This is a genomic window from Enterocloster sp. HCN-30185 (genome assembly GCF_037890305.1).
Lineage (GTDB): Bacteria > Bacillota > Clostridia > Lachnospirales > Lachnospiraceae > Enterocloster.
In genome coordinates this window covers 18946-31069 of the sequence record NZ_JBBKBT010000003.1, presented here as the reverse complement: position 1 = coordinate 31069, position 12124 = coordinate 18946, and the positions used below count along the sequence as shown (strand labels likewise).

Annotated in this window: 17 protein-coding genes; all 17 read left to right on the top strand. The window is 45.7% G+C overall.

What is annotated here, in order from left to right; genetic code table 11:
• Positions 1-6 precede the first annotated feature (6 nt).
• The 17 genes from WKT10_RS04180 (at position 7) to WKT10_RS04100 (ending at position 12069) form a co-directional block, all read left to right on the top strand.
• Positions 7-303, top strand: a complete 297-nt coding sequence (locus tag WKT10_RS04180; RefSeq protein WP_066550042.1) for a KOW domain-containing RNA-binding protein — start codon at positions 7-9, stop codon at positions 301-303.
• On the top strand, positions 285-503 hold the full coding sequence (infA, locus tag WKT10_RS04175) for a translation initiation factor IF-1 (RefSeq protein ID WP_021869270.1): 219 nt from the start codon (positions 285-287) through the stop codon (positions 501-503). The genes WKT10_RS04180 and infA overlap by 19 nt, the downstream gene beginning before the upstream one ends.
• Positions 504-607: 104 nt before the next feature.
• Positions 608-721, top strand: a complete 114-nt coding sequence (gene rpmJ / locus WKT10_RS04170) for a 50S ribosomal protein L36 (RefSeq protein WP_003497809.1) — start codon at positions 608-610, stop codon at positions 719-721.
• 26 nt (positions 722-747) lie between these two features.
• Positions 748-1116: a 30S ribosomal protein S13 gene (gene rpsM, locus WKT10_RS04165; RefSeq protein WP_066550040.1), complete on the top strand. Its 369-nt coding sequence runs from the start codon at positions 748-750 to the stop codon at positions 1114-1116.
• Positions 1117-1205: 89 nt separating this feature from the next.
• Positions 1206-1610, top strand: coding sequence for a 30S ribosomal protein S11 (gene rpsK / locus WKT10_RS04160; RefSeq protein WP_002566488.1), 405 nt, complete (start codon positions 1206-1208; stop codon positions 1608-1610).
• A 26-nt stretch (positions 1611-1636) separates the two neighbouring features.
• Positions 1637-2230 (top strand): 30S ribosomal protein S4, encoded by a 594-nt coding sequence (rpsD, locus tag WKT10_RS04155; RefSeq protein ID WP_066550037.1) that lies wholly within the window; start codon positions 1637-1639, stop codon positions 2228-2230.
• A gap of 156 nt (positions 2231-2386) precedes the next feature.
• Positions 2387-3349: a DNA-directed RNA polymerase subunit alpha gene (locus WKT10_RS04150; protein ID WP_066550034.1), complete on the top strand. Its 963-nt coding sequence runs from the start codon at positions 2387-2389 to the stop codon at positions 3347-3349.
• A gap of 148 nt (positions 3350-3497) precedes the next feature.
• Positions 3498-4034 (top strand): bL17 family ribosomal protein, encoded by a 537-nt coding sequence (locus WKT10_RS04145; RefSeq protein ID WP_066550032.1) that lies wholly within the window; start codon positions 3498-3500, stop codon positions 4032-4034.
• Positions 4035-4241: 207 nt separating this feature from the next.
• Positions 4242-5504 carry an N-acetylmuramoyl-L-alanine amidase family protein gene (locus WKT10_RS04140; protein WP_340275636.1) on the top strand — a complete coding sequence of 421 codons (1263 nt, stop codon included), beginning with the start codon at positions 4242-4244 and terminating at the stop codon, positions 5502-5504.
• Positions 5505-5635: 131 nt separating this feature from the next.
• Positions 5636-6487: an energy-coupling factor transporter ATPase gene (locus WKT10_RS04135; protein ID WP_340275633.1), complete on the top strand. Its 852-nt coding sequence runs from the start codon at positions 5636-5638 to the stop codon at positions 6485-6487.
• A gap of 69 nt (positions 6488-6556) precedes the next feature.
• Complete coding sequence (locus WKT10_RS04130; protein ID WP_066550026.1) at positions 6557-7432, top strand: energy-coupling factor transporter ATPase; 876 nt, start codon at positions 6557-6559, stop codon at positions 7430-7432.
• Positions 7426-8226 carry an energy-coupling factor transporter transmembrane component T family protein gene (locus WKT10_RS04125; RefSeq protein WP_066550024.1) on the top strand — a complete coding sequence of 267 codons (801 nt, stop codon included), beginning with the start codon at positions 7426-7428 and terminating at the stop codon, positions 8224-8226. Before WKT10_RS04130 ends, WKT10_RS04125 begins: the two co-directional genes overlap by 7 nt.
• 12 nt (positions 8227-8238) lie before the next feature.
• A complete protein-coding gene (gene truA / locus WKT10_RS04120) occupies positions 8239-9000 on the top strand; it encodes a tRNA pseudouridine(38-40) synthase TruA (protein ID WP_340275630.1) in 762 nt (253 codons plus the stop codon).
• Between the two features lie 202 nt (positions 9001-9202).
• A complete protein-coding gene (rplM, locus tag WKT10_RS04115) occupies positions 9203-9631 on the top strand; it encodes a 50S ribosomal protein L13 (protein WP_066550019.1) in 429 nt (142 codons plus the stop codon).
• Between the two features lie 24 nt (positions 9632-9655).
• Positions 9656-10048: a 30S ribosomal protein S9 gene (gene rpsI, locus WKT10_RS04110; RefSeq protein WP_066550017.1), complete on the top strand. Its 393-nt coding sequence runs from the start codon at positions 9656-9658 to the stop codon at positions 10046-10048.
• Positions 10049-10431: 383 nt separating this feature from the next.
• Complete coding sequence (locus tag WKT10_RS04105) at positions 10432-10755, top strand: BRO family protein (protein WP_340275627.1); 324 nt, start codon at positions 10432-10434, stop codon at positions 10753-10755.
• Positions 10756-11511: 756 nt separating this feature from the next.
• Positions 11512-12069, top strand: a complete 558-nt coding sequence (locus WKT10_RS04100; protein WP_445292990.1) for a type II toxin-antitoxin system PemK/MazF family toxin — start codon at positions 11512-11514, stop codon at positions 12067-12069.
• Positions 12070-12124 lie beyond the last annotated feature (55 nt).

Here is a 12124-nt window from a genome sequence, read left to right as displayed (position 1 = left end):
TGCAGCATGGCGGAAATGAAAACGGCCTGTCTGGTAAAAAGCCTGGCAGGCCATGATAAAAATGAGTTTTATATCATAATCCGCGTTCAGGGCGAATATGCTTATCTGTCAGACGGCAGAAAGCACCCGCTGGACCGGCCAAAGCGCAAGAACATCAAACATCTGCAGCCCCTTAAGGAATATGATAAGGGACTGAGAGAAAAGCTGATCATGGGCAGCCGCGTAGAGGACGAAGAGATTGCCCGGTGGATCCGCAGCCGCATAAGCAGTAGGAGGGAAAGAAAATGTCAAAAGCAGACGTAATCGAAATTGAAGGAACCGTAGTTGAGAAGCTTCCAAACGCCATGTTCCAGGTAGAGCTGGAAAACGGCCATCAGGTTCTGGCACACATCAGCGGAAAGCTCCGCATGAATTATATCCGTATTCTTCCGGGCGATAAAGTAACCCTGGAGATGTCCCCATACGATCTGTCAAAGGGCAGGATCATCTGGAGAGATAAATAAACACTGACAAAAATCAAAAATTGGGCCTAAAAATGCTTGCATTTCCAAAAAAACTTTGGTATAATGCTTTAGCAACTTTGTGGTCTATAGAAAGGAGAATTACTGTGAAGGTTAGATCATCCGTAAAGCCGATCTGCGAAAAGTGCAAGATCATCAAGAGAAAAGGCAGTATCAGAGTAATTTGCGAAAATCCAAAGCATAAACAGAGACAAGGTTAATTATTTTTAGGAGGTGTACTACACACATGGCTCGTATTTCAGGTGTTGACTTACCAAGAGAAAAACGTGTTGAGATCGGTCTTACTTACATCTACGGAATTGGTAGAGCAAGCTCCAACCGCATCTTAGCAGACGCTGGCGTAAACCCAGACACTCGCGTTAAGGATTTAACCGATGATGAGGTAAAGAAGCTGGCTAACATCATTGCTGAAACTCAGACTGTGGAAGGTGATCTGCGCAGAGAGATCGCTATGAACATCAAGAGACTTCAGGAAATCGGATGCTACAGAGGAATCCGTCACAGAAAGAGCCTGCCGGTTCGCGGACAGAAGACAAAGACCAACGCAAGAACCTGCAAGGGTCCGAGAAAGACAGTAGCAAACAAGAAGAAATAATTTATAACACCGTAACCGAATTCGGATTTACATGTTTTAAAAACAGGAAGAACGAATTCATAATCAATGAGAAAGTAGGTTAGTTTAAAATGGCTAAAAAAGTGTCCACTACAGCAAAAAAAGTGACAAAAAAGCGTGTAAAGAAAAACGTTGAACGCGGACAGGCACATATCCAGTCATCTTTTAATAACACGATCGTTACATTAACTGATGCGCAGGGTAACGCTTTATCATGGGCAAGTGCCGGTGGTCTGGGATTTAGAGGTTCAAGGAAATCTACTCCTTATGCAGCTCAGATGGCAGCAGAAACTGCTACAAAGGCAGCCCTTGTACATGGCTTAAAGTCAGTAGACGTTATGGTTAAAGGTCCTGGTTCAGGACGTGAGGCAGCGATCCGTGCCCTTCAGGCATGCGGTCTGGAAGTAACCAGCATTAAGGACGTAACTCCGGTTCCACACAATGGATGCCGTCCGCCAAAGCGCAGAAGAGTCTGATGATTTTAATCTAGGAGGTAATTAAAGTGGCAGTAGATAGAGTTCCTGTTCTTAAAAGATGCAGATCCCTCGGACTGGATCCAATCTATTTAGGAATTGATAAAAAGTCTAACAGAGAATCTAAGAGAGCAAACAAGAAGATCAGCGAGTATGGTCTTCAGTTAAGAGAAAAGCAGAAGGCAAAGTTCATTTACGGCGTATTAGAGAAACCTTTCCGTAACTACTATGCAAAGGCTTCCAAGATGAACGGTATGGTTGGTACCAACCTGATGATCCTTCTGGAGTGCAGACTGGATAACGTACTGTTCCGTATGGGTCTTGGACGTACCCGTAAAGAGGCTAGACAGATCGTTGATCACAAGCACGTTTTAGTAAACGGCAAGCTCGTAAATATCCCATCCTACCAGGTTAAGGCTGGCGATGTGATCGAAATCAAAGAGAAGTTCAAGTCTGCTCAGAGATATAAGGATATCCTGGAAGTAACTGCAGGCCGTATGGTTCCTGCATGGATCGAGGCTGATCAGGAGAACCTGCGCGGCACCGTTAAGGAGCTGCCAACCAGAGATGAGATCGACGTTCCCGTTAACGAGATGCTTATCGTCGAGCTGTACTCCAAATAATCCGCTTGTATATAAAGTATTTAAGGTATGCCTGTCTAAATTTTGGACAGGCGTACTTTGCTGGAATGCACCGGTATGCAGGGGGTGCGCTTAAGGTGTTTTCCCCTGCGTTAAACCCTCGATATTTGACATATACCCAAAAAGGAGGGGCTATTAGTGTTCGATTTTGAAAAACCAAATATTGAAATCGCAGAGATTTCAGAAGACAAAAGATACGGCAAGTTTGTAGTTGAACCACTTGAGAGAGGTTACGGTACTACACTGGGCAATTCCTTAAGAAGGATCATGCTTTCTTCTTTACCCGGAGCCGCAGTGAGTCAGGTAAAAATCGATGGCGTTTTACATGAGTTCAGTTCCATCCCCGGAGTTAAGGAAGATGTAGCTGAGATCATTATGAACATCAAAAGCTTAGCAATTAAGAACAACAGCGATACCGATGAGCCCAAAGTTGCATACATTGAATTTGAAGGCGAGGGCGTGATCACAGCAGCTGACATTCAGGCAGATGCTGATATCGAGATCATGAATCCTGAACAGGTAATCGCAACCTTAAGCGGCGGCGCAGACAGCAAGTTCTATATGGAACTTACGATCACAAAGGGCCGTGGCTATGTAAGCGCAGATAAGAATAAAAACGCAGATCTGCCTATCGGCGTGATCGCGGTTGATTCTATTTATACTCCTGTTGAGCGTGTCAATATGGCAGTTGCCAATACCCGTGTGGGCCAGCAGACTGACTATGACAAGCTGACACTGGAGATTTATACCAACGGCACACTGGCTCCCGATGAGGCTGTCAGCCTTGCTGCAAAGGTATTAAGCGAGCATCTGAATCTGTTTATCGATCTTTCTGAAAATGCCAAGACTGCTGAGATCATGGTAGAGAAGGAAGACAACGAGAAAGAGAAAGTGCTTGAGATGAATATTGACGAACTGGAGCTTTCCGTTCGTTCTTACAACTGTCTGAAGAGAGCCGGAATCAATACCGTAGAGGAACTGTGCAACCGCACATCCGAGGATATGATGAAGGTTCGTAACCTGGGCCGTAAGTCCTTAGAGGAAGTGCTTGCCAAGTTAAAGGAGCTGGGCTTACAGTTAAATCCCAGCGACGAAGCATAAGACAGCTTGATAGACCTTAGCCAGTAAGTCCAAAGAAGCATGGCGTGGGTTGCCACTATAAAATAAAAGAGACGGGAGAAAACGCCGGGATCAGTAAGTCCAAGGAAGCATGATGCAGGTGTTCCGTCAGATATGGAGGAAATGAATAATGGCAGGATACAGAAAATTAGGAAGAACATCCGATCAGAGAAAGGCTATGATCAGAAGCCAGGTTACTGCTCTGTTATATCATGGTCACATCAAGACAACTGAGACTCGTGCAAAGGAGATCCGCAAGGTTGCTGAGGGTCTGATCGCAATGGCAGTAAGAGAGAAGGATAACTTCGAAACTGTTAAGGTTACCGCTAAGGTTGCCCGCAAGGACAAAGACGGTAAGCGCGTAAAGGAAGTTGTAGACGGCAAGAAGGTTACTGTTTATGATGAAGTAGAGAAGGAGATCAAGAAGGATATGCCTTCCAGACTTCATGCAAGAAGACAGATGTTAAAGGTTCTTTACGGAGTAACTGAGGTTCCTGCTCAGGCTGCGGGAAAGAAGAAGAACACCAAGTCTGTTGACCTGGTTGCAAAGTTATTTGATGAAGTTGCTCCAAAGTATGTTGACCGTAACGGTGGTTACACCAGAATCGTAAAGATTGGTCAGCGTAAGGGCGACGCTGCTATGGAAGTTCTGCTTGAGTTAGTTTAATCAGAATATAGTTATGCAGGCGGCTGCAGATACGGTCAAAGGTATCTGCAGCCTTTTTTGTTTTTCGGAGCGCGGAAAGACGGTTTGTGACAGTGAGTGTTAGAATTCAGACAGAATAGTCAGAATATCGTAAGTTGACGCTGGTATGCCGATTGAACTATAATGATAATAAGAAAAGAAAAGCGTTTTTATAAGGAGGTTGCGTTGATGAAGGGGTTTAAGGGTTTTGTATGTCTGGCATTGACGGCAGCGGCGCTGACTGTGGCGGTGCCGTTTCCGGCTCAGGCATCATCGGATTATAAATATATCACCAGTATTTCGCTTAAAGTCGAAGTTGAACTGGATGCAGGAGATGAGATTAACAGCGGAGACAGTCTGGGTACGTCTAAAGATGATTCCGGCACCAGAGTTTATACCACATCGGACAAATATGATGTTGCTTCCGCTGAGTGGAGTAATGATAAGGATGTGGGGATTGGAGATACGCCCAAGATTACCGTATGGCTGGAGCCAAATTACTCTTCAAACGGCGAGTATGACTATCGTTTCCGAAGCAGCTACAGCTCTGGAAATGTAAATATCAGCGGAGGCGAGTATGTTTCTGCCAAGAAAAGCGGCAGTGATTTAAAGGTAGTCCTGAGAGTTAAGGGCGTAAAGGGTACGTACGAAGCTCCTGAAAATGCTGAATGGGGCAGCGGAAAAGGCAAAGCAACCTGGGAAGAGCCGGATGATACCTCAGGACATTACGATGTAATTCTGTACAGAGGTTCTACCGTAGTAAAGAAGCTGGAAAAATACAACGGAACCTCCTACAATTTCTATCCCTATATGACGAAAGAAGGTGATTATACCTTTAAGGTCCGCACTGTTCCCAATTCCGACACAGAGGAACGCTATGGAAAGAAAAGCGACTGGACGGAATCAGACAGCAAATATATAGATGAGGATGAGGTATCTGACGGAATGGGACAGGATAATAGTAATGGTGTTCCGGGAGGCAGTACCACACCGGGCGGAGGCACTACAGACGTAGGCTGGCGGCAGGATGGAAATACCTGGTATTTTAAGTATCCGGATGGAAATTATATTAAGGATAACTGGCTGAAATGGAATGACAAATGGTATCTGTTTGATAGTTCAGGAAGGATGCTTACCGGCTGGCAGAAGAAAAATAATTACTGGTATTACTTAGGGGAAAACGGTGATATGAAAAAGGGCTGGCTCCAGTCTGGAAATATATGGTACTATTTGAATCCCAATGACGGTGGTCCGGAAGGAGCAATGGTTACCAACAGCTGGCTTACGATTAACGGAAAGACTTATTTTGTGAATGCATCCGGCATAATGGTAGAGGGCTGGTATCAGATTGAGGGAAACTACTATTACTTTTATCCCGGAGATGGTTCTAAGGCAGTCAGTACCTCCATCAGCGGTTTTGTATTGGATGCAAACGGAGTATGGCAGCATTAAGATATTGCTTATATACAGGATTTTTCAAAGGGAGCGGCAAATGAACGGCCGCTCCTTTTGAGGTTCCGGGTATTGACTTATGGTATGATATAAACTAAAATGTAACAAGTTTAGAGGGCAGGAGGAAGCCTATGGGAATCATAAAGACAGTCCATCTGATATATGAATACATCAGACATGATGAAGAGGAGAAAGTTGCGGAAGTAAAGTGTGCCATTGACGGTGTAGACCTGGAAATCGAAGAAGGCTCATTTACAGCCATTCTGGGTCATAATGGCTCAGGAAAATCCACTCTGGCAAAGCATATCAACGGTCTTTTGCTGCCTACAGAGGGAACTGTATGGGTAGGAGAGATAGATACAAAGGAAGAGGATCGTATCTGGGATGTCCGCAAAACAGCCGGAATGGTCTTTCAAAATCCTGATAATCAGATCATTGGAAATATCGTGGAGGAAGACGTGGGCTTTGGTCCTGAAAATATCGGTGTTCCCACAGATGAGATCTGGAAGCGGGTGGATGAGAGCTTAAAGGCTGTCGGGATGACGGCATACAGGAAGCAGTCGCCAAATAAGCTTTCCGGTGGCCAGAAGCAGCGGGTAGCCATCGCCGGAGTCATGGCTATGCGACCCAGGTGCATTATTCTGGATGAGCCTACGGCCATGCTGGATCCAAACGGCAGAAAAGAGGTAATCCGTACCATTCGCCAGTTAAATCAGGCTGAAGGAATCACTGTGCTTTTGATCACCCATTATATGGAAGAAGCCATTGATGCAGACCGTATTATCGTGATGGACGATGGGAAAATCGTGATGGATGGGAAGCCCAAGGAAATATTTTCCAGAGTAAGAGAGTTAAAGACGTATGGGCTGGATGTTCCCCAGGCTACAGAACTGGCATTTGAATTAAAAGAAGCGGGTATGCCGTTATCAGATGGGATACTGAGCCGTGAGGAACTGGTTAAGGAGCTATTACCCCTTTTATAACGAACAGGTGCGCCGGACGGTTTTACGAGCTGTTTGAGCGCTGTCAGATAACGGTTAGGAGAATAGACCATGTCAATAAAAGCAGTTGACTTAAATTATGTATACGGAGGCGGGACTGCCTTTGAGCAGCACGCACTTTTTGATGTAAACTTTGAAATTAAAGATGGGGAATTTGTGGGGATTATCGGTCACACGGGCTCCGGCAAATCAACGTTGATCCAGCATTTAAATGGGTTGATTCGTGCCAGTTCAGGCGCTCTCTATTACAATGGAGAAAATATTTACGAGGACGGCTATGATATGAAGAAGCTGCGTACTCGGGTAGGTCTGGTGTTTCAGTACCCGGAGCATCAACTTTTTGAAATCGACGTGCTGACCGACGTGTGTTTTGGCCCTCAGAATCAGGGACTTACGAAGGAGGAGGCTCTGATCCGGGCAAAGGAGGCTCTGCGCCTGGCAGGACTGGATGAAAGCTACTATAAGCGATCACCCTTTGAACTCTCCGGCGGTCAGAAGCGCCGGGTGGCTATTGCCGGTGTACTTGCCATGGAGCCGGAGGTGCTGATCCTGGACGAGCCCACAGCAGGTCTGGATCCCAGAGGAAGGGATGAGATTCTGGATCAGATTTCCAGACTTCACAGAGAACGCCATATGACAATTATTCTGGTGTCTCACAGTATGGAGGATGTAGCCCGGTATGCGGATCGTCTTCTTGTTATGAACCATGGCAAGAAGGTCTTTGACGGAACGCCCAGAGAAGTATTTTCCCATTATAAGGAGCTGGAAGCAATGGGACTGGCGGCTCCTCAGGTGACTTATCTTGTTCACGATCTGAAAGCGCAGGGAATTGCCATTGACGAGAGCATTACTACCGTGGAGGAGGCCAGAGAAGCCATTTTGACTCTGTGGAGAAATAAAACGAAAGAGGGGACAGGAAAATGCTGAGAGAACTTACACTGGGACAGTATTATCCTGCGGATTCCATTGTCCACAGGCTGGATCCAAGAACAAAGCTGTTTGCTACTATGGTGTTTATCGCTTCCCTTTTTATTGCAGATAATATCTGGGGATATCTGATTGCCACTTTTGTGCTGGCTGCCATAATCCGTCTTACCCAGGTACCAGTCCGCTTTATCCTTAAAGGCCTAAAGGCCATTGTGATCCTGCTGTTGATCAGCGTCAGCTTTAATTTGTTTCTGACACCGGGAGAAGAGATTTTCCGGTTTTGGATTTTCAAGATTACAAAGGAAGGTGTGCGGCTGGCAGCCTTTATGGCAGTGCGTCTGATCTATCTGGTGATCGGTTCGTCTCTGATGACCCTGACGACCACTCCCAATCAGCTTACAGATGGTCTGGAAAAGGGACTGGGCTGTTTAAAGGCCCTTAAGATCCCAGTGCATGAAATTGCCATGATGATGTCCATTGCCCTTCGCTTTATCCCTATTTTGGTGGAGGAAACCGATAAGATCATGAAGGCCCAGATGGCCAGAGGCGCTGATTTTGAAACCGGTAACATAATTCGGAAGGCAAAGGCTATGGTGCCGCTGTTAGTGCCTCTGTTTATATCTGCCTTCCGCAGGGCCACTGATCTGGCCATGGCCATGGAAGCCAGATGCTATCAGGGCGGTGAGGGACGAACCAAGATGAAGCCCTTGCAGTACAGCCAGAGAGATCATGACGCTTACATGATTTTTGCCCTTTATTTTGTGGTAATGATCGCATCACGGGTCTATCTGTAGGAGGAAAATACTATGACAAAGCGTGTCCGCCTTCGGGTGGCATATGACGGAACCGCTTATCACGGCTGGCAGCTGCAGCCGGGAGCCGTTACCATTGAACAGGTATTAAATGAAACACTGACAGAGCTTTTGGGCGAACCCATTCAGGTTATCGGAGCCAGCCGGACCGACTCTGGCGTCCATGCCAGAGGAAATGTGGCTGTTTTTGACACAAGCCACAGGATGCCTGCGGATAAGATCTGCTTTGCCTTAAACCAGCGGCTGCCGGAGGATATACGTGTTCAGTCTTCTGAGACGGTAGCGCCAGACTGGCATCCCAGACGATGCAGCTGTGTAAAGACATATGAATATAAGATCTTAAACAGGAAAATAGAGCTTCCAACAGAACGCCTGTATTCCCATTTCTGTTATTTTGATCTGGATCTTGAAAAAATGCAGCAGGCAGCTGTCCTGTTAGTGGGAGAACATGATTTTAAAAGCTTCTGCAATGTAAGAACCCAGGTAAAGGACACTGTCCGGACCATCTATGAGATCAGCCTAAGCCGTACAGAGGATGGAATGATCACTATCCGCATCTGTGGAAACGGTTTCCTTTACAATATGGTACGCATTATTGCGGGAACACTTATCAGTGTGGGAATGGGACATATTCCGCCAGATCAGATCGAGGATATCCTAAACGCCAGAGACCGGGCTGCGGCAGGTCCGACTGCTCCGGCCAGAGGACTTACATTGATTGGGATGGAATATGAAGAAAACGCAGGAAAAGCCTGAAAACCGCGGAAAACCTGCAAAAAAGCGGTTGACACAAACATTCAGATATTATATAATAAGAAACTGTGACATTGAGGGTAAATGCTCATCCAAAGCCCCGGAGCGGAGCATTTCATTGATAAATACTTCCCATATTTATCACATATAGCAGGGGTACAAGCACCCCATATATAACAGGTTGAGATTAACAGGAGGTTGACCAATGAAGAGTTTTATGGCTAGTCCAGCGACAATTGAGAGAAAATGGTATGTAGTTGACGCTACAGGATATACATTAGGACGTTTATCATCTGAGATTGCTAAGGTTTTAAGAGGAAAGAACAAGCCGATCTTTACTCCACACATGGACTGCGGCGATTACGTAATTGTTGTAAACGCTGACAAGGTAAAGGTTACAGGCAAGAAGTTAGATCAGAAGATCTACTACAATCACTCTGATTATGTAGGCGGCATGAGAGAGACTACTCTTCGCGAGATGATGGCTAAGAAGCCTGAGAAGGTTGTAGAGTTAGCAGTTAAGGGTATGCTTCCAAAGGGACCTCTGGGAAGAAGCATGATCACAAAGCTTCATGTATATGCAGGCCCGAACCACGAGCAGGCAGCACAGAAACCAGAAGTTTTAACATTTTAATGAGGATTGGAGGAAGAAAGTATCATGGCTAGCGCAAAATTTTACGGAACAGGCAGAAGAAAGAAATCCATCGCCAGAGTATATTTAGTACCAGGTACTGGTAAGATCACTATCAACAAGAGAGATATCGATGAGTATCTTGGTCTTGAGACCTTAAAGCTGATCGTTCGTCAGCCATTAGTAGCTACAGAGACTACTGATAAGTTTGACGTATTAGTAAACGTTCGCGGCGGCGGTACAACCGGACAGGCTGGTGCAATCCGTCACGGCATCTCCAGAGCTCTTCTTCAGGCTGACGCTGATTACAGACCTGTTCTGAAGAAAGCAGGCTACTTAACAAGAGACCCAAGAATGAAGGAAAGAAAGAAGTACGGCTTAAAGGCTGCACGTCGCGCTCCTCAGTTCAGCAAGCGATAATCTACAACTTAAAAATGCTAAAAAAGCCCGGGAATACGCTATTTTCCGGGCTTTTTCTATGCCTGAAATCACCTGATTCCGATGGTGAAATTTGAGGAAATTTGACTTCAAATTAGCCCATTTTGATGGGTTTACAGAAGGCCATTTTGGAGGGGAAATTAGCCCCATATCCTTGACGGATTTTTGGTAAAAATCCGGCTGAAATGGAATGAAAAACAGTGTCAGGGTCGTTTGGCGAGTTCTGACGAATTCTGCAAAAAAATAATATCAGGTATCCTGTTACATAGAACCTTGGCTCATTCTTTGAAAACGAGAATGGGTCGAGGCTCTATTTTTTTCGCCCGAAAGCCGGCGAGACAAATTTGAGTAGGAGGTAAACAGGTATGACGGATTTCAATCAGAAGACCCATGACACCGATGTGGGCAGTCATGGCGGACTGTCGAGGCAGATGATGGAGGTGTTTGAGAACCAGGAGTTTGGTTCGATCCGCGTGTTGCAGGAGGCGGGCAAGACATTCTTCTGTGCAAGTGACGTGGCAAAAGCGTTGGGGTATGTGAATTCCTACGCCGCAGTGAAACGCCATTGCAGAGGCCCCCTAACGAAACGCGAGGGGGTCGTTCAGAAGGTGCATCAGTCTGGTATCAGTATTCTCACGCTTAAAAGAAGAATCAAACTGGACACTTGCCGATGCCGAGCCGTACATTGAATCACTCATTGCATTTTATCAGGATCATCATCAAACCACTTTCCGCGTAATGGAAGCGTCTGAGGTCAGAAGATTGCAACGGATACCATGCAGGCAGGTGTTGCAGGAAATCTTTGACGGAAAATTTATTGAACTAAAAAATGGTATGCTGCGGTACAAGCAGTAAGAGAAACGAATAGCCAGCGTATTGTGTGGAATGAATCACATGATACGCTGTCCGTTTTTGTTTTAGATGACTTTGGAAACAGGTTAGAGAGCAGCAACAATCATGTGACTCGTTGGGAAACCAACGGGGTATTTTTTTGCCTCAATCCGGCTGTATAGAACACTGAAAAGTCAAAACGAACCGCAGGTAGTCCTGCAAGGACAACCAAAGTGCGCCTACAAGGCCAACACGAAATCGGAGGATTCTTGTTAAACTTACTTTGTAAGGACAAAAGTCCGGATGTCCCTTGAAAACTGAATACTCATTCTTCAGATACATTCCTGTTTGGTCGAACCTTCGACTGCACGCCATGAAGCCCTTCGGGGCGATAGCGGTTTCGCAGAAGCAAATGCCGGATTGCAACCGGCGGTGGTGTTAAAACCAGACAGGGACAATGATACTTCCGTAATTCGCGGTCCGGCCATAAGGAAGGCGGGATGGTCAAATTCCAATGGAGCAGTGAAGCACACTTGCCGCCTGTGAGAAATTCTACATCTCTGGGGGGATAAGAAAAAGTACAGATAAACCATATTTTCAGAAAGCACTGCTGGGTGCTGTATCAGTATGATACCTGGCAGGCTTTATCCATATCAGTGTATGGAGATTGGAGAAAACAGCAAATAAAAGAAAACTGGTTTTATCGGCGAGGTGATTTATATCTCGCCAATCTCGGTGTTCCGGTTGGATCAAAGCAGAGCGGTGTTCGTCCTGTTGTGGTTCTTCAGAACGATGTCGGCAATTATTATGCGCCGACGATCACGATTGCTCCGCTGACATCGAAAATTGAGAAGAAGCGAAAGCAGCCAACGCATTTCTTCCTCTGTAAAGCAAAGGGACTGGCAAAATCTTCTATGGTATTGGCAGAACAGCTCGACACCTGCGACAAGGTATGCGTGATCCGCTATCTTGGGCGGGTAAGTAAGGGGCAGATGCGTGGGATTGATGAATCCACAATAATGAAAGCATCAAGAGGGACGGCAGGTTTCCTTATATGCAAGAACGAGAGAGGAACTGTACCAGAAACCTGTCTGTCAGCGTTAGTGATAAGTTGTTGTGAATACTTCCTTATCAGCGTAAAATCAAGGGATACAGCGATTTTTTTCTTCTAACAACTGTCAAAGACAGGATTATATAATAAAACAAACCGCCAGAAATCAAAATCGA